The sequence below is a fragment of the Clostridium frigoris genome (genome assembly GCF_018861865.1).
GTDB lineage: Bacteria > Bacillota > Clostridia > Clostridiales > Clostridiaceae > Clostridium_AD > Clostridium_AD frigoris.
Genome location: NZ_JAHLDV010000033.1, coordinates 1 through 18,832, shown reverse-complemented (window position 1 = coordinate 18,832; position 18,832 = coordinate 1). Strand labels below are relative to the sequence as shown.

14 protein-coding genes are annotated in these 18,832 nt (G+C 30.6%); 13 read left to right on the top strand and 1 reads right to left on the bottom strand.

The window, feature by feature from the left end:
* The first annotated feature begins 1 nt into the window (after position 1).
* From KPL37_RS13140 to lacZ, 5 genes are all read left to right on the top strand, one after another.
* Complete coding sequence (locus KPL37_RS13140; protein ID WP_216150079.1) at positions 2-1,306, top strand: ABC transporter substrate-binding protein; 1,305 nt, start codon at positions 2-4, stop codon at positions 1,304-1,306.
* A 278-nt stretch (positions 1,307-1,584) separates the two neighbouring features.
* Positions 1,585-2,889: an ABC transporter substrate-binding protein gene (locus tag KPL37_RS13135; protein WP_216150077.1), complete on the top strand. Its 1,305-nt coding sequence runs from the start codon at positions 1,585-1,587 to the stop codon at positions 2,887-2,889.
* Between the two features lie 69 nt (positions 2,890-2,958).
* Positions 2,959-3,840 carry a carbohydrate ABC transporter permease gene (locus KPL37_RS13130; protein WP_425514040.1) on the top strand — a complete coding sequence of 294 codons (882 nt, stop codon included), beginning with the start codon at positions 2,959-2,961 and terminating at the stop codon, positions 3,838-3,840.
* Complete coding sequence (locus KPL37_RS13125) at positions 3,837-4,655, top strand: carbohydrate ABC transporter permease (protein ID WP_216150075.1); 819 nt, start codon at positions 3,837-3,839, stop codon at positions 4,653-4,655. The genes KPL37_RS13130 and KPL37_RS13125 overlap by 4 nt, the downstream gene beginning before the upstream one ends.
* Before the next feature lie 39 nt (positions 4,656-4,694).
* The gene (gene lacZ / locus KPL37_RS13120; protein ID WP_216150073.1) at positions 4,695-7,724 is read left to right on the top strand and encodes a beta-galactosidase, LacZ type; all 3,030 of its coding nucleotides are present in this window, start codon (positions 4,695-4,697) and stop codon (positions 7,722-7,724) included.
* Positions 7,725-7,826: 102 nt separating this feature from the next.
* Here the strand turns inward: lacZ and KPL37_RS13115 are convergent, their stop codons facing one another.
* Entirely contained in the window at positions 7,827-10,019 is a 2,193-nt protein-coding gene (locus KPL37_RS13115; protein WP_216150071.1) for an alpha-galactosidase, read from the bottom strand.
* A gap of 164 nt (positions 10,020-10,183) precedes the next feature.
* Here KPL37_RS13115 and KPL37_RS13110 point away from each other — a divergent pair, with 164 nt between their 5' ends.
* From KPL37_RS13110 to KPL37_RS13075, 8 genes are all read left to right on the top strand, one after another.
* A complete protein-coding gene (locus KPL37_RS13110) occupies positions 10,184-10,972 on the top strand; it encodes an ABC transporter ATP-binding protein (protein WP_216150069.1) in 789 nt (262 codons plus the stop codon).
* Between the two features lie 2 nt (positions 10,973-10,974).
* Positions 10,975-12,636, top strand: coding sequence for an ABC transporter permease (locus KPL37_RS13105; protein ID WP_216150067.1), 1,662 nt, complete (start codon positions 10,975-10,977; stop codon positions 12,634-12,636).
* A gap of 123 nt (positions 12,637-12,759) precedes the next feature.
* Positions 12,760-13,398 carry an ATP-dependent Clp protease proteolytic subunit gene (locus KPL37_RS13100; protein ID WP_216150065.1) on the top strand — a complete coding sequence of 213 codons (639 nt, stop codon included), beginning with the start codon at positions 12,760-12,762 and terminating at the stop codon, positions 13,396-13,398.
* Positions 13,399-13,530: 132 nt separating this feature from the next.
* Positions 13,531-13,917: an SMU1112c/YaeR family gloxylase I-like metalloprotein gene (gene gloA2, locus KPL37_RS13095; protein ID WP_216150064.1), complete on the top strand. Its 387-nt coding sequence runs from the start codon at positions 13,531-13,533 to the stop codon at positions 13,915-13,917.
* A gap of 403 nt (positions 13,918-14,320) precedes the next feature.
* The gene (locus KPL37_RS13090) at positions 14,321-15,046 is read left to right on the top strand and encodes a LytR/AlgR family response regulator transcription factor (protein WP_216150063.1); all 726 of its coding nucleotides are present in this window, start codon (positions 14,321-14,323) and stop codon (positions 15,044-15,046) included.
* 167 nt (positions 15,047-15,213) lie between these two features.
* Positions 15,214-16,524, top strand: a complete 1,311-nt coding sequence (locus KPL37_RS13085; RefSeq protein WP_216150062.1) for a sensor histidine kinase — start codon at positions 15,214-15,216, stop codon at positions 16,522-16,524.
* Positions 16,525-16,750: 226 nt separating this feature from the next.
* Entirely contained in the window at positions 16,751-17,674 is a 924-nt protein-coding gene (locus tag KPL37_RS13080; protein WP_216150061.1) for an ABC transporter ATP-binding protein, read from the top strand.
* A gap of 1 nt (position 17,675) precedes the next feature.
* Positions 17,676-18,668, top strand: coding sequence for an ABC transporter permease subunit (locus KPL37_RS13075; protein WP_216150060.1), 993 nt, complete (start codon positions 17,676-17,678; stop codon positions 18,666-18,668).
* Positions 18,669-18,832: the final 164 nt, after the last annotated feature.

The window sequence follows — 18,832 nt, the reverse complement described above, 5'->3', positions numbered from 1 at the left end:
TATGAAAACAAAGAAATTAATAGCTATTGCTCTAACTGCTATTATGACACTTAGTATGGCAGGGTGTGGAACGGCCAGCAAAAAAAGTGCTACAACGACTTCCACAAACAAAAAAATTGTAATATGGGCATGGGATGGAACTTTTAATGTGGTTGCTGCTAAAGAAGCAAAAGCAATTTATTTAAAGGATCACAAAGGGGTAGATGTACAGATAGTAGAGATGGCTCAAGCTGATATAGTACAAAAGTTAAATACAAATCTAAGTTCTAATACAACGGCAGGGTTACCTAATATAGTTCTTATTGAAGATTATAGATCACAAAACTTTTTGACTTCTTATCCTGATGCTTTTAAAGATATGTCTAGCAAGGTTAAGACTACTAATTTTATGGACTATAAGCTTAAATCAGATAGTTTAAATGGAAAGCTTTACGGAATTCCTTTTGATAGTGGTGTGACTGCACTATTTTACAGAACAGACTTAATAGAAAAGGCTGGATATAAAAAATCAGATATGGAAAATATGACTTGGGATAAATTCATAGAAATTGGTAAAGCAGTAAAAGTAAAAACAGGAAAAGCAATGCTCACATTAGATCCTAACGATTTAGCATTGTTAAGAGCAATGATTCAATCTTGTGGTCAGTGGTATGTAAAAGATGATGGGAAGACTATAAATTTAGAAAATAATGTAGCATTAAAAGAGGCTATAAAAACATATAAAAAAATTATGGACGCAGGGATAGCAAAACAAGTTTCTGATTGGGATCAATTTGTAAGCGCCTTCCAAAAGGGTGATGTTGCATCAGTTCCTTCTGGATGTTGGGTTTCAAGTTCAATAACAAAAGCAACAGATCAAAATGGGAAATGGGCAGTGGCATCAATACCAAGACTCGAGGCAGTGAAAACATCAGTAAATGCTTCTAACATTGGTGGATCAAGTTGGTATGTTTTAGATAAGGTTGGAGATTCAGAATTAGCTTCAGATTTCCTTGCTAAAACTTTTGGTAGTAATAAAGAACTTATGAATACTTTAGCACAAAAAATTAATCTTATAAGTACTTTAAAATCTTCATCAACTACAGCTAATTATCAGAAACCAGTTGAATTTTATGGTGGACAAAAAACAGCACTTGATTTATCTAAATGGTCAACACAAATACCTACAGTAAACTTTGGTTTATACACTTATAGTATAGAAGATATATTAACTGGAACAGTACAATCTATAGTGAAGAGTGGTGCTAATATTGATACAGCACTTAAGGACGCTCAAAAGCAAGCAGAATCTGCTGTAGTTAAATAGCTTAACTTAAAATATAATCCTTTGTTAATCAATAATTGATAAAGGATTATATTAATTATAACTATAAGTTAGCTAAATAAATCTATAAATACATATAAAAAATTATATAATCTTAAAAAAGTACAAATACATTATTTGTATTTAAATATATTTGTTAAAATAACACAAGTTTATATAAATATATTACTATTTGATTTTTGAAATTTGATATAAACTAAGAATAGAAATCATTGAAATCGTTTAAATAAAGAAAAAGAAACTCAGGGGGGATTTTAACTATGAAAACAAAAAAACTAATAGCCATTGCTTTAACTGCTATTATGACACTTAGTATGGCTGGGTGTGGAACAAACAGCAAAAAAAGTGCTACAACGACTTCCACAAACAAAAAACTTGTAATATGGGCATGGGATGGAACTTTTAATGTGGTTGCTGCTAAAGAAGCAAAAGCAATTTATTTAAAAGATCACAAAGGGGTAGATGTACAGATAGTAGAGATGGCTCAAGCTGATATAGTACAAAAGTTAAATACAAATCTAAGTTCTAATACGACGGAAGGGTTACCTAATATAGTTCTTATTGAAGATTATAGATCACAAAACTTTTTGACTTCTTATCCTGATGCTTTTAAAGATATGTCTAGCAAGGTTAAGACTACTGATTTTATGGACTATAAGCTTAGATCAGATAGTTTAAATGGAAAGCTTTACGGAGTTCCTTTTGATAGTGGTGTTGCAGCTCTATTTTATAGAACGGATTTAATAGAAAAGGCCGGATATAAAAAATCAGACATGGAAAATATAACTTGGGAAAAATTCATACAAATTGGCAAAGCAGTAAAAGCAAAAACTGGTAAAGCAATGCTCACCTTAGATCCTAACGATTTAGGAATAATAAGAGTTATGATGCAGTCTGCTGGTCAATGGTATGTAAAAGAGGATGGAAAGACTGTAAATTTAGAAAATAATGTAGCTTTAAAGGAAAGTATTAAAGTATATAAACAGCTTATGGAATCAGGAATAGTAAAACAAATTTCTGATTGGGATCAATATGTAGCAGCCTTCCAAAAAGGTGATGTTGCGTCAGTACCAACAGGATGCTGGATTTCAAGCTCAATAACTAAAGCAACTGATCAAAATAAAAAATGGGCAGTGGCAGCAATACCAAAACTCGGGGCAGTGAAAACATCAGTAAATTCTTCAAGTATTGGAGGATCAAGTTGGTATGTTTTAGATAAGGTTGGAGATTCAGAATTAGCTTCAGATTTCCTTGCTAAAACTTTTGGTAGTAATAAAGAACTTATGAATACCTTAGCACAAAAAATTAATCTTATAAGTACATTAAAAGCATCTTCAACTACAGCTAATTATCAAAAACCAGTTGAATTTTATGGTGGACAAAAAACAGCACTTGATTTATCTAAATGGACATCAAAAGTACCATCAGTAAACTATGGTTTATACACATATAGTATAGAAGATATGTTAACTGGAACAGTACAATCTATAGTTAAGAGTGGTGCTAATATTGATACAGCACTTAAAGATGCTCAAAAGCAAGCAGAATCTGCTGTAGTTAAATAGATTAATTATAATCCTTTGTTAATTAATGATTAACAAAGGATTAACTTATAAAAGGGAGGCGCAGCCGTTGTGAAAAAAAGTAGATTAAACAAAAATTATGATAGGACAGGTTGGTTATTTACTATACCGAGTATACTTATAATAATTTCTTTTGTTTTCTATCCTATGATAAAAGCGTTGATTACATCACTTGAATCAGGTATGGGAAATAATCTAAAATTCGTAGGAATTGCTAATTATACTAGGCTATTTACTGATGATATATTTAAAAAAGCAGTTACAAACACTCTTATTTATTTAGTAGTTCAGGTTCCAATAATGATTTTGCTAGCATTGTTTATATCTGTAATGTTAAATGATAAAAATTTAAAATTAAAAGGCTTTTTTAGAACTGCAATATTTCTGCCTTGTGTAACATCCTTGGTAGCATATTCTGTAATATTTAAAAGTTTATTTTCAAATGATGGGTTAATGAATAATTTGCTAATAAACATACATTTAATAACTACTCCAATAGAATGGATTACAAGTCCGTTTTGGGCTAAAATAACTATAATTATAGCTATAACTTGGCGTTGGACTGGTTATAATATGATATTTTATTTAGCTGGTTTACAGAACATTGATCCAAGCATTTATGAAGCAGCAAGGATAGATGGAGCGACTGGAGTAAAACAATTTTTTCATATTACTGTACCCTTATTAAAACCAATTATTCTATTTACTACGGTAATGTCAACTACAGGTACTTTGCAATTATTTGATGAAGTAATGAATATAACTAAAGGTGGTCCAGGAAATGCATCAACTACAATATCACAGTACATATACAATTTAAGTTTTAAATATAGTCCTAATTTCGGTTATGCAGCAGCAGTATCTTTTACCATTGTAATTATGATAGCTGTATTATCCTTAATACAATTTAAAGTGGCAGGTGATGAAAAATGAAAAATGTAAAAAGCTCATTTAAATATATATTTTTAAGTATAATATCCATAATTTCCATTTTACCATTTATATGGATGCTTATAGGTATGACGAATGAATCAGTAGATGTGTCTAAAGGATCATTAATACCAGGTACGCAATTGCTGCAAAATATGCAAAACCTTTTTAATTCTGATTTGAACTTTGCCACCTCTTTATGGAATTCAGCTAAGATTTCTATTATAACAACGATTTTAGCATTAATTGTAGCCTCTTTTGCAGGATATGGGTTTGAAATATATAGGAATAAGGCTCGTGACAGAGTTTTTAACATTTTGTTATTATCTATGATGATTCCGTTTGCAGCGCTAATGATACCATTATTTAAAATGTTTAGTACCTTTAAAGTTTTTGGTCTAAACACTGCAGCTGCAGTAATAATTCCTAGTATATCTACTGCATTTTTAATATTCTTTTTTAGGCAAAATACAAAATCTTTTCCAAAGGATATTTTAGAAGCAGGGCGTATTGATGGATTAAATGAATTTCAAATATTTACGAGAATTTACGTACCTACAATGAAATCTACTTATGCAGCAGCTGCAATTATTACGTTTATGAGCAGTTGGAACAATTACATGTGGCCTCTTATTGCACTACAAAGTCCAGAAAATAGAACAGTTCCACTTATTATTTCTACCATGGGCTCATCTTATTCTCCAGATTATGGAATGATTATGGCTGGAATTGTAATAGCGACACTTCCAACGGCAATAGTTTTCTTTCTAATGCAGAAACATTTCGTTGCAGGAATGCTAGGTTCTGTTAAAGGATAATATGTATTATAATAAATAGAAACTATAGGGGATGAAATTATGAATTTTAAAATACCAAGTTTAGATTGGCTTTCTGATACATCAGTTTTTGCTGTTAACAGAATTGATGCTCACTCAGATCATAAATATTATTTGACAAAAGAAGAAGAATCAATTGGAGAAATGGACCTTCGTCAAAGTTTAAATGGAAATTGGAAATTTAGTTTTGCGGTAAATCCAAGCTCTAGAATTAAAGATTTTTATAAACCTGAATTTGATTGTCATTGCTTTAAGGATATAAAAGTTCCTGCACATATACAACTTCAAGGTTATGATAAATTACAATATATAAATACCATGTATCCTTGGGATGGTCATAGTGAGTTATTACCACCCGAGGTATCTAAAGAATATAATCCTGTGGGAAGTTATGTAAAGTATTTTGATATTGATGAAAATATTAAAGCAGGACCTGTATATATTTCTTTTCAAGGAGTGGAAAATGCTTTTTACCTTTGGTTAAATGGTGAATTTGTAGGGTATAGTGAGGATAGCTTTACCCCAGCAGAGTTTGATTTAACTAAGTATATTAAAGAAGGAGAAAACAAGCTTGCTGTGGAGGTATATAAAAGATCCACAGGAAGCTGGCTAGAAGACCAAGATTTCTGGCGTTTTTCAGGAATATTTAGGGATGTATATTTATATTCTGTTCCAGAAACTCATATTCAAGATTTATTTGTTAAAACAGACCTAGATAAGTCTTATAAAAATGCAGTTTTAAATCTAGATTTAAAAATAAAGGGAGAAATTAATTCTACAATAGATTTAGAATTCATGGATAAAAATGGGATAGTTGTGGCAAAAAAAATTGGAACATCTTTAGAACATAACATGTCTTTGACTATAAATGTTAATAACGTAGAGCTTTGGAGCGCTGAAAATCCATATCTTTATCAAATGCTTGCTGTTATTCGAGGTTTTGATGGAAAAGTAGTAGAGGTTGTTTCGCAAAAGGTTGGATTTAGAAGTTTTGAAATGATAAACAAGATTATGACTATAAATGGAAAACGTATAGTGTTTAAGGGCATAAATCGTCATGAATTTAACTGTAGAAAAGGTAGAGCTATTACTAAAGAAGATATGTTATGGGATATAAAATTCTTAAAGCAAAACAATATAAATGCGGTGAGAACATCTCATTATCCTAATCAAACACATTGGTATGAGCTTTGTGATGAATATGGCATATATTTAATAGATGAAACTAACCTAGAAACTCATGGATCTTGGCAAAAAATGGGTCAAATTAAACCTGATTGGGTTATTCCGGGCAGTAAAAAACAGTGGTTAGACATTATACTTGATAGGGCAACGTCTATGCTTGAAAGGGATAAGAATCATCCGTCCATTTTAATATGGTCTTGTGGGAATGAATCCTTTGGTGGAGAAAATATATATAAAATGTCAAAGTATTTTAGAGAAAAAGATCCTTCAAGATTAGTTCATTATGAAGGTATATTTTGGGATAGAACCTTTAAAGAAACTAGTGATATGGAAAGCAGAATGTATGCTAAGGTTTTTGAAATTGAAGAGTATTTAAATAATGCTCCAGAAAAACCATATATAAGTTGTGAATACATGCACGCTATGGGAAATTCCTGTGGAGCACTGCATAAATATGTGGAGCTTGAAAGCAAATATCAGCTTTACCAAGGTGGTTTTATTTGGGACTATATAGATCAGTTTATAATTAAAAAGGATAAGTTTAATCAGGAAGTTATGGCTTATGGAGGAGATTTTGATGATAGACCAACGGATTATAATTTCTGTGGCGATGGAATAGTTTATGCAGATAGAAAACCCTCTCCAAAGGTTAGCGAAGTAAAAAAACTTTATCAAAATGTAAAATTAATTACTGGTAGAGATGGAGTTTTAGTGAAAAATAAAAATCTGTTTATAGATACTTCTGATTATATTTTGGAGTACTGCCTAGATCTTAATGGAAAAGAAATTTATAAAGACTTTATAACAGTTATTGTTAATCCTTGTGAAGAAAAATATATAAGTCTTAAACTTCCACAGATGAAAACTTTTGGGGAATATGCTTTGACTGTTTCATTTAAACTTAAGAATAATAATATTTGGGCAGATGCAGGGCATGAAGTAGCCACTGATCAGTATGTATTTAATGTAGAGGGAATTATTGATGCTAAAAAGTTAACTAAGATTCAAGTTGTCCATGGAGATGTAAATATTGGAGTTAAAAATGATGATTTTAGTGTTTTATTTTCAAAACAAGAAGGCGGAATTGTATCTCTTAGATATGAAGGTAAAGAAATGATAACTAGGGCTCCAATGCCTATTTATTGGAGAGCTATGACGGATAATGACAAGGGAACTAATCATGGTTTTAGGTGTGGACAATGGCTTCAAGCAAGTATGTTCCAAAGCTGCATCGATGTAAAGGTAACTGAAGATGATTATAGCATTACCGTAGAATATACATACGCACTGCTAACAACAAGCAAGGCTGAAGTTAAGGTAGCCTATACTGTATATTCTAATGGTGAAATTAAAGTAAGTTGTGGTTATAAAGGCATTAAAGGAATGCCTGAGCTCCCTATATTTGGAATGACATTTAAATTATCTTCGGATTATGATAATTTCAAGTGGTATGGCCGTGGACCAGAAGAAAATTATGTGGATAGGCTTCATGGAGCAACACTTGGAATTTACGAAAAATCTGTAGCGCAAAATGTTTCTGGGTACATTGTACCTCAGGAAAGTGGAAACCACACTGGAGTTAGATGGGCTAAGATAAAAGATAAAAATGGATTTGGTATTGAGTTTGAATCTAATAAATTACCATTTGAATTAGGAGTATCTCCATATACAGCCTTTGAGCTTCAAAATGCATTGCATCACAATGAACTACCAAAAGTTAATTATACAGTGGTAACCATTGCAGCAAAGCAAATGGGAGTAGGTGGGGATGATAGCTGGGGAGCGACAGTTCACAAAGAATATCTTATAGATTCCTCAAAGGATATTCACTTTGAATTTACAATGAGAAAATGTTTAGAAGAGTGAATTTGAATAATAAAATTTGATTAATTCATAAAAAACTCCTATGCTGTTAGGCTTTGACACTTAACAGGGTATAGGAGTTTTTCTTTGAGTCTTTATTTAGTGTTACATTATACCCTTAATTCTCCAAGTTTTACTGCAATAATCACCATTTAGGTCGGGTATATTAAGCCCGCAGTACATTAGCTCGTCACCCCCATAAAGATCCTCTTTTCCTGTAATGATATAATCCATATCAGGATTGAGGCCTTTTAAAGTCAATTTTCTAGTTGCTTCATTAGGAACTGCAAGAACTCTAAAATAGCTAATATATGCCTCTGATTTATCGCTAGATACGTACATCCATGCAGTTTCATTTCCCTTAAATGGATTTAGTAGTCGATACATATCTCCATGTTGAATTAGTTCCCTTAATTCTTTGTACTTTAAAATCTGTAATTTTACTTCTTCCTTTTCAACATCTGAGAATTTTGTAAGGTCTAACTCATATCCGAAATTTCCAGACATGGCTACATCTCCTCTCATTTTAAGGGAAGTATTTCTGGATACCTGGTGATTAGGAACGGCAGAAACATGGCAGCCCATAGTGCTTGCAGGATAAACTGTGCTTGTTCCATATTGTATTTTAAGCCTTTCCACTGCATCAGTATCATCACTTGTCCAGGTTTGTGGCATATAAAATAAAATTCCTGGGTCAAAACGTCCACCACCACCGGAGCAACTTTCAAACAATATATTAGGGAAGCTTGTTGTTAATGATTCCATTACACTATAAAGTCCTAACATATATCGGTGGGCAGTCTCGCTCTGCCTGTCAGGAGGTAATAAATCTGATCCTATTTCAGTCATATTTCTATTCATATCCCATTTAACATAAGTAATTGGAGCACTTTTTAAAACACTTTTTACTGATTTTATAATATAATCGCAAACATCTTTTCTTGATAAATCAAGAACTAATTGTGTTCTAGCTTGTGACCTAGTTCTATTAGGAACATGTAAACACCAATCAGGATGCAATTTATACAAATTACTATTAGGTGATATCATTTCAGGTTCAAACCATAATCCAAATTGTAAACCAAGCTTATTTACGCGATTTGCAAGGTCAGCGAGTCCTTTAGGTAACTTATTTTTATCAACTACCCAATCACCTAAGGAACTTTTGTCGTCATCTCTTTTCCCAAACCATCCATCATCTAATACGAAAAGTTCAATTCCTAGTTCTTTTCCTACCTTTGCAATATCTTCTATTTTTTCTGCATTAAAATCAAAATATGTAGCCTCCCAGTTATTAACAAGAACTGGTCTTACGGCATCTCTAAATTTCCCTCTACATAAACGTGATCTATAGAGCCTATGGTAAGTTCTAGACATTTTACCAATACCCTCAGAGGAATAAACCATAACAACTTCCGGTGTTTGAAAAGTCTCACAAGGCTTAAGTAGCCATGAAAATCCAAAGGGATTGATGCCCATAGAAACCCTAGTAGTATTATATTGATCAATCTCAGCCTGAGCTAAAAAATTACCGCTATAAACTAAGCTAAAACCATATACATCACCATAATCTTCAGTGCTATCTTGGCTAAGTAGCGCAATAAAAGGATTTTGCTGATGACCGCTTGCACCTCGCCTACTCTCTATAGACTTGTTTCCACTAGTAAGGGGAACTCTTTTAATATGTCGTTCCCGTGACCATGAACCTGAAAGGTGCATGAAGTCAAATTCATCTTTATTAAAATCTACACTCATACTTAAAGCGCGTAGAAGTTTTAAATTGGTATTTCCTTCATTTACAAATCGAACACTACGAGTTATAGCGTCATGTTCATCAAAAATACTATAAGATAAGACAACCTTAAGACCAATTAGGGAATCAAACATTACTATTTCTAAGGTCAAAGCTTCACCTTCATTTTCTACATAAGTTGATGGCAGCCCCTTTAATTTAGTTTTTCCTTTGGAAATATTATAAGAAACAAACCTAAGGTCTGTTATCGTAGTCCCATTTTCAAGTTGCACTTCATAAGCTGGCACGCGAAAATCTGTATTCCCATAGGCGGGATATTCTTGTGGTAGTGTGTCCAGTGACAAAAGAGTATTTCCATTGATTGGGTTAGGAGAAAAAGAATCTCTTGCTTTGGGCGATAAAAGTTCATTGTAAACTGCCTTTCTTAAACGCTTTCCCCAATAAAGATGTGCTAGATAACCGTCATTACATATTTGCATAATATAGCTTGTGTTTCCAGTTTGCAAGTGAAAAGATTTTGTATCTTGTTCAAAAATTATATTCATAGAGACCCATCCTTTCTATTAATTTATTATAAAACGTTTTCAAAATAATAATTCAACTATAATTGTAACATAATCCATATATTATACAAAGTTCTTATATTTAAGTTGCCAAATTATGTAGTATAATAAAGCACATAAACATATAAAACATTTTAGGGGTGAGAATGATAGAAAATTCAGAAAGCATAATATCAATAAAGAATTTACAAATGAGTTATGGTAATAAGCTGGTGCTTAATGGTATAAACTTGGAGATTCCTCGTGGTCAGATTATAGGATATATAGGGACTAATGGAGCTGGTAAAAGTACTACTATTAAAATAATGTTAGGTATATTAGAAGGATACACTGGAACTGTGGAAATCCTGGGACAAGATATAAGCAATGGAAGTATAGAGTATAAGAAGAAAATAGGTTACGTACCCGAGCTTGCAGACATATATGAAAATTTAACTGCATATGAGTATATAAGCTTTTTAGGTGGAATATATGGCCTTGAAGAGAAAAAACTTATAGAGAGAGCAGAAAAACTAATGGAGTTATTTGGAATGAAAGACGTTATAAATTCTAGAATATCTTCATATTCAAAAGGAATGAAACAAAAGTTACTTATAATATGTAGTTTAATTCATAATCCGGATATATTATTTTTTGATGAGCCTTTAAGTGGACTCGATGCTAATAGTGTAATGGTGTTTAAAGAGGTAATGAAAACTCTTGCAAAGGGAGGAAAAACGATATTTTATTCGTCGCATATAATGGATGTTGTAGAGAAGGTAAGTGATAGAATAATACTCCTAAAGGATGGCCAAATAGTTGCTGATGGAAGTTTTGAGCAGCTTAAGAATAATCAAAAGGAGGGTTCACTTGAGGAAATATTTAATCAGTTAACAGGGTTTAATGAGCATACGCAGATTGCTGAAAAATTTGTATCCTTGGTTGAGGAGGTGTAGTTATGAAAAATTTCTTTGTGCTTAGGATATTAGATAAATTCCAAACAGTATATGTAAAATTGGGAGTTAACTATAAAATTATGAGAATGATTCTACAGATAAAATTAACTATGGATGGCAGAAGGATAAGCAATGTCATGGGAAAGAATAAAAAGATTGATGAGGGCCGCGGTAAGAATAATTACCTAAGTTTGCTTATGTTTAATGCTTTTATGAGTGTTTTTATTGGTCTAATAATGAATGTTAATATGCCAGCTATGAAAGCTACAAATATTGTAATAGGTATAAATCTATTTATGATGATTTCACTTATGATATCTGACTTTTCAGCAGTATTATTAGATGTAACCGAGAAAAGTATATTATTGCCAAAGCCCATAGATAATAAAACTTTTAATGCAGCAAAAACTACTCATATATGTATATATTTAGCGGGACTGACCCTGTCATTAAATTTAATTCCACTCCTTATTGGGACAATAAAATATGGAGTTTTATTTTTTATAATATTTTCTATTGAAACTATCTTTTCGGTTTTAATAGTTATAACTTTAACATCCATTTTATATACCATAGTTTTAAAGTTTTTTGATGGAGAGAAACTTAAAGATATAATAAATTATTTTCAAATATTATTAGCTTTTGTATTTGCATTTGGATATCAACTAGTTGTTAGGGTTTTTGATGTTTCAAATATGAATAGTGAGTATATACCTAAGCTTTGGCATGTATTACTACCATCCATGTGGTTTGCAGCGCCCTTTGGAATATTGATAGATGGTAATAAACAACCTATGTTAATGTATTTATTAGTACTTGCAGTAGTGGGGCCAATTGTTTTAATTATGCTTTATTTTAAAAAGGTAGTACCATATTTTGAAAAGAACCTTCAAAAATTAAATTCTAAGGGAGGAACTGTAAGCAGAAAAAGTGAAAATAGAAAAGAATTTATAGCGTCACTTGTTTGCAAGAATAACATAGAAAAGAGTATGTTTAAGTTCACACAAAATATGATAGCTACAGAACGAAACCTAAAGCTTAAGGTGTATCCAACACTTGCAATGGCTGTGTTTATGCCGGTTCTATTTATATTTATGGACAGAAATGGTAAATCATTTACAGATAATATACAAACAGGGTTTGGTGGGAAGATTCATTTGTTTATGTATATAAGTATATTCTTACTATGTTTTTGTACAGCTTTTATAAATAATAGTGATAGTTTTAAGGGAGCATTTATATACAAGGTATTACCAATAGAAAATCCAGGAGTAATATTAAAAGGAGCAGTAAAAGGAACTCTATTTAAACTTATAATTCCTCTTTATTTGTTAGATGCCATTGTGTTCTTAGTATTTAAGGGTCCATCAATAATTATAGATTTAATAGTTATGTTTTTAGTTCTTTTAATATTATCTTTAGTGTATTTTAAATTATCAAATAAGGCAATGCCGTTTAGTGTAAAGTTTGCCACATCAGATAGCGGAAAACTTATAGGACCATCGCTAGTAACTAGTTTGCTTCTTGGATTTTTTGCTTTAATTCATATATTAATTAGGAGCAATATAATGCTTGTTTGTGTTTATGTTTTAGTGCTTATTATAGTTAATATAATTCTTTGGAAAACTAGTTTCAAGGCAAGTTGGAAGGATATAGAACTGTGAAGATAGACATAAGAGTAATAAAAATAAAATATATTTATTTGTGTTTGAATGTGGGAAAGGTTAACCGCATACATATAATATAATATACGATTTAATAATAATATAAAGGAAGAAGGGTTAGTTATGAGCGTAAATAAGAACTGGGATATATTTTTTGATGATGAGGTTAAGGAATTAACAAAAATGAATCTACCAGACCCAGAAACCTTAGATTATTATGAGAGAACTAGAAATAGAGAAATATTTTGGAATTTTGATATTGATGATAGTCTGGTTGATTTTTCACTAATGGTTATAAAATGGAATAAACAAGATAAAGGTAAATCTCCTGAGGAAAGAACTCCTATTAAAATATTTATAAATTCTAATGGAGGGGAGTTACCTGCGGTACTTAATTTCATAAACGTGCTTCAACTTTCTAAAACACCAGTGTATACTATAGGTCTTGGTAAAACTTATAGTTCAGGTGGTTTAATGTTACTTGCTGGTTCAAAAGGTCACAGGTACGTGTTTCAAGATACAACAGCCCTAATCCATTCCGGTAGTACAGGGGCTATGGGTAATACAGATAAAGTTTTAGATAACTTTGAATTTACTCAACGGCAAGAAAAAAGAGTTAAAGATTTCATTGTTGCAAATACAAATATTACAGATAAACTTTATACAAAAAATTACAGAAAAGATTGGTGGCTAATGTCCGATGAAATCATTTCACTAGGACTAGCCGATAAAATTGTAACTGATTTAGAAGAGATATTTTAGCTTTATAGTATATGCAATTATTTATAGCTATGGGTACTTCATTAATGGAGTGTCCTATAGTTATATGTATTAGGTTAATTTATTAATAAAGGTAAAAGCTAAGATATAATAAAAAATAAGGAGTTTTAAATAATGAAGTTAAATAAAATTCATCATATAGCTATTATTTGTTCTAATTATGAGGTATCTAAAAAATTCTATGTTAATATTTTAGGATTACATATAATTAAAGAGGTATATAGAAAAGAGAGAGAGTCGTATAAACTGGATTTATCTGTCGGGGGGAATTATCAGATAGAATTATTTTCGTTTCCTAAAGCAACCATTAGACCTAGTTATCCTGAAGCAAGAGGGTTAAGGCATCTTGCTTTTGAGGTGGATAATATTGAGGTTGCAATAAAAGAACTGAATGGTAAAAATATTATAACTGAGGATATTAGAATTGATGAGATTACAGAAAAAAAGTTTACTTTTTTTAGTGATCCAGATAATTTGCCCATAGAATTATATGAAAAATAGTGAAAATTATTGAATAATTGTTTAGAATCTATAAGAATGTGTTATTATCAAGAAAATGGATATATTAACTTTTTCTAAAATGTTTTTGGGATGATAAATGAATGGCTAAAATCGAGGAGTTTTTCTACTCTTAGATTTTAGCCATTTTAATTGTGAAGATGAGTTATTTAATAAAGCATAAACTATATATTAGTAAAGGCAATGTATCTCTAACAAAAATAATGTTTAGAACTTATAATATTACAAAATATCTCTAATTTAGTAAAAGTTTATGATATAATAGTATTATTATAGTTTTAAATAATAAAACATAAAAATTACAACAAAATAATGACTGTGGTGGGTATTAAATTTCCATTTGCCACTTGCCACGTGTGTGGCACCAGGATTAAAGGAGATACCAATGAATGTGTTAATAGTAGAGGATGATATGCTGCAGAGAAAAAGTCTAAAAAAGATGATACATCAAATAGATAAAGGTATAAATATATATGAATCTTGTGATAAAGATGAGGCGTTAGAAATTACAAACATCTACAGTATAGATGTTTTTTATGTGGATATATGTTTAAATAGTTCATCTGGAGTAGATTTCGCAATGGAGATTAGAAAAATACCCAAATACGAGTTTAGCTTCATTATTTTTTTAACAACTCATGTTGAATATTTAACTAAGGCATTTAAAGAAGTTCATTGTTATGATTATATATTAAAACCATATGATATGTCAGATGTAGTTAATATGACAAAACATTTTAAATCACATATTGAAAATATAAATGAAAAGAATAAAGTAAAAAAATATATAGTAATTGAAATTAAAAGAGGTGTCAATGTAAAAATATATATTGATGAGACGATTTTTATAGAGGTATATCTTCGCAAATGTATGATACATACAGTAAATGGTGTTTATAAAGTTAATAATTTGGCACTTAGTAAAATTCTTAAGCTTATTAATTCTAAAAATATAGTTCAGTGTCATAAATCATTTGCGGTTAACGTTAACTATATAAAGAAAATAGAGAATGTAGATAATAAATTGAGTGAAATTTATTTTGAAAATTATGATAAAAATGCTCCTTTAGGTTATAAATTCAAAAACGCAATAATGGAACAGTTTCAGTAATTAAATCATCTCCTGCGGAGCTGAAATATTAACAACTTTGGAAGCAGATTTAGACTGCCACCAAAGCAATTTTACTAGGTTAGACAACTGCCACTTATAGAAGATGGCACACTTGAAGCTTCCAAAATGTTGTTAAATTGGATTTGTTATGAACAGGAGAGTATGAGATGATAGTTGTGTTTCAATATGTTTTAGTTAGTTTTATTGAATTGTTTATCTTTATGTTATTATGGTCGAAATTTTGTCTTAAGGATGAAAATAATTGGTTGAAAAATATATTTGTAATATTAATAGAAATAATTATACTAATCATAATAAACAAAGCAAATGTTTATGTGGATTTTTTTATTAGGTATATGAGTATGATAATTTTGATAAAGATTATGTATAAGAGACCATTTATCAGGACAATAGTAGAATTTATTGTATTATCGTGTATAAATATGATATTGCAAATACTTTTAATTAGTTGTGCAAATTTAGTCGGATTTCCGTATTCTAGCAAATATGTAATGAGAATTGTTCTTCTTTTAATAGAATTAATTTGTGCCTTTATTATAACAAGATGTAACTTTAGTAAAATAGCAAAGAAAGTCATGAAATTGGACTCTAAGATATTATATTATTTTGCAATTAATTTAGGGTTATATATTATACTTTCTAAATTTATATGGGAATATAACAAAAATATAATATTAGATAATCTCTTAGTATACATTTTTATTATAATATCAATGATATCGTTAAATATATTTTTATATTATTATATAAATAAAATAAGTGAGGATAAAAAGGTTTTAGAAGTTCAAAACATGTATAAGCCTATATTACTTGATATAGTAGAAGAGACAAGACGAAAACAACATGATTTTAAAAATTATTTAAATACTATAAATGCAATAGTAGAAGTAAGTAGTGAAAAAGAAGTTAAAAATGAATTAAGAAAATATATTATGTCACTTAAATATCCAGATGATATTATCGAAGACATTATATATATAGATAATATTATAATTAAGGCTATAATATATAACAAACTCTGTGATGCAGATAGATTAAATGTAAAATTCTTGTTTAATGTGACAAATAATTCATTAGATAATAGTTTAAATGATTATGAAATTTCAGATATACTAAATAATTTACTTGATAATGCCTTTCAAGCTGTTATAAATGGTATAGAGGATAAGATTGTTATATTAAATATAGGTGAAGAAGGAAATGCTAATATTATAGAGGTTAAGAATAGTGGAAGAACAATAAAACCAGATAATATAGAAAATATATTTGAAAGAGGATTTTCTACTAAAAAAGGTGATAATAGGGGTTATGGTCTTTTCAATATTAAAGAAATAGCTAAAAAGAATGGTAGTGACATTCAACTATCATTTGAAGATAATTATACTGTTTTTAAAATGTCATTTAATCAAACATCTAAAAGAAATAAAATCTCAAATAGAAGTAAAATAAGTCTTTGAGTTTTGTATAATAAGTAAAACCAATATATAGTTATTAAGATGGATATTTTATAATCCATCTTTTTCGTTTTAATATTACTAATTTTAAACTTGCCAGTTGCCATGTGGGTGACACTGATACTTCCGTTTATGAAGAAAAATGTACGTTATAAGGGTTTTATGTTGTTTTATATTTAAAGTATAGTAAAATATAAAGGTGAAGGTAAGTTACACAAGGAGGCATATTATGACTAATGAAGTATTGAAAATTGACAATCTTAAAAAAACAATTGGTAAACGTACAATAGTTTCAGACATTTGCTTTGAACTTAAAAAAGGAGAAATATTTGGGTTTCTAGGACCTAATGGAGCAGGAAAATCTACTACTATTAAAATGATTGTTGGGTTATCAAAAATCACTGAGGGAAGCATTTACGTTGGGGGATGCTCGGTAAAAGATGATTTTAAAGGGGCAATGCGTAATATTGGGTGCATCGTTGAAAATCCTGATATGTATAAATATATGTCTGGCATGGATAATCTTAAAATATTTGCTAAAATATATGAAGGTGTAGATCAGACACGTATCAATGAAGTAGTAAAAATAGTGGACCTTGAGAGAGCGATAAAAGACAAAGTAAAAACTTACTCGTTAGGGATGAAGCAACGTTTAGGAATTGCCCAAGCACTACTACATAGTCCTAAACTTCTTATACTTGATGAACCTACAAATGGGCTTGATCCAGCAGGAATTAAGGCAATGCGAGTGCTACTTAGAAAGTTAGCATCAGAGACTGGCCTTACAGTGCTTGTATCTAGTCATATTTTAGGCGAAATGCAGCAGATGTGCGACCGAGTTGGAATAATCAACAAAGGTAAAATTATAACGATAAAATCTGTTGAAGAACTCCTTAATATGACGAAGGTTGACGACAAAACAATTATGGTATTAGAATCTGATAATAATGAGAAGGCAGTTTCACTTCTAACAAGCATTAATATAAATAGTAGTATATTAGGTGATGGAGTACATATTGAAACAACTAAGGAGCGTGTACCTGAAATAGTTACAACATTAACAACTGCGGGTATTGCTATTTTGGGTATGGATAAACAAGAGACACAATCACTTGAAGATGTATTTATGAAGCTTACAGGGGAGGGCAAATAAAATGGGTAGTTTTTTTACACTTGTTTCAATAGAAAATACAAAATTATGGAAAAGAGTTTCTGCGAAAGTAATGTTTTTAATAATGATTATACTTATATTGGCAGCAGCTGGTATTTATAAATATTATACTGTATCTCAGAAAATTCCAAATGATGTTAAGGTTTCGCAGAAGTGGAAACAAGAATTACAAACTAATTTAACAATTCAAAAAACTCAGCTAAAACAGGCTGAGGATGGTAAGGATAATTCGGCAAAAGCATTTACGGGATCACTTAAAAAAGGGATCGCTGAAGGTGAGTACAGACTTAGTAATAATATCAAACCAGAATCACAAAAGAGTGTTTGGTCAAGAAGCACAGAGTTTTCTACAAATGCTGGGTATAGTGGACTTATTGCGCTTTTTGTTATAATAGCATGTTCAGCTTTAGTTGCAGGCGAATTTTCAGAAGGTACAATGAAAATGATGATATCAAGGCCTTATAAACGTTATGAAATCCTTTCTGCAAAACTTGTAACTACAATAATTTATGGTCTTGAACTTTTGGTAGCAACATTTTTGTTGAACTTTATAATGATGGGGGTATTATTTGGGTTTAATGGAATAGGTGCTAAGGAAATGTTATGGACAAGCAGTAGTATAATGTATATTCCAGCCGCATTAAAAACAATTATTGTATTTTTACTTGATTATCTTCAAGTACTTGTATATGTAATAATAGCGTTTGCAATTTCAGCAATATCTCGTTCTCGATCAATGGCTACAGGATTTTCTTTGTTCTTGCTTTTCGTTGGTAGTACTATAATAAATATGGTAGCTATGTATTTTAGTTGGGGTAAATATCTTCCACTTGGGATGTCTAATTTCTCTAGATTTATTACTTCAGGATCACCTATTGGTGGAACAACACTTGCTTTTGCTTTAGGATTATCCGCTATATATTCCGTAATATTCGCTTTTGCGGGTTATTATGTTTTTGAAAAACGAGATATTTAAACGTATTATGAAAAATTAAAAATACTAAACAAGGAGAACAGAAATGTTCTCTTTTTTTTAGTGTGCCCGGCATGGGCGTTTACTCGTCGGTGAAAGTCCGATACGGGGGCCGATAGTGCTAACCGTTAGCTTAAGACAAGGGTGTCCACCGTGAGGTGGAATCT

Coding starts and splice junctions, on each gene's coding strand:
- KPL37_RS13140 (WP_216150079.1), top strand. CDS start 2: ATGAAAACAAAGAAATTAATAGCTATTGCTCTAACTGCTATTATGACA.
- KPL37_RS13135 (WP_216150077.1), top strand. CDS start 1,585: ATGAAAACAAAAAAACTAATAGCCATTGCTTTAACTGCTATTATGACA.
- KPL37_RS13125 (WP_216150075.1), top strand. CDS start 3,837: ATGAAAAATGTAAAAAGCTCATTTAAATATATATTTTTAAGTATAATA.
- lacZ (WP_216150073.1), top strand. CDS start 4,695: ATGAATTTTAAAATACCAAGTTTAGATTGGCTTTCTGATACATCAGTT.
- KPL37_RS13115 (WP_216150071.1), bottom strand. CDS start 10,019: ATGAATATAATTTTTGAACAAGATACAAAATCTTTTCACTTGCAAACT.
- KPL37_RS13110 (WP_216150069.1), top strand. CDS start 10,184: ATGATAGAAAATTCAGAAAGCATAATATCAATAAAGAATTTACAAATG.
- KPL37_RS13105 (WP_216150067.1), top strand. CDS start 10,975: ATGAAAAATTTCTTTGTGCTTAGGATATTAGATAAATTCCAAACAGTA.
- KPL37_RS13100 (WP_216150065.1), top strand. CDS start 12,760: ATGAGCGTAAATAAGAACTGGGATATATTTTTTGATGATGAGGTTAAG.
- gloA2 (WP_216150064.1), top strand. CDS start 13,531: ATGAAGTTAAATAAAATTCATCATATAGCTATTATTTGTTCTAATTAT.
- KPL37_RS13090 (WP_216150063.1), top strand. CDS start 14,321: ATGAATGTGTTAATAGTAGAGGATGATATGCTGCAGAGAAAAAGTCTA.
- KPL37_RS13085 (WP_216150062.1), top strand. CDS start 15,214: ATGATAGTTGTGTTTCAATATGTTTTAGTTAGTTTTATTGAATTGTTT.
- KPL37_RS13080 (WP_216150061.1), top strand. CDS start 16,751: ATGACTAATGAAGTATTGAAAATTGACAATCTTAAAAAAACAATTGGT.
- KPL37_RS13075 (WP_216150060.1), top strand. CDS start 17,676: ATGGGTAGTTTTTTTACACTTGTTTCAATAGAAAATACAAAATTATGG.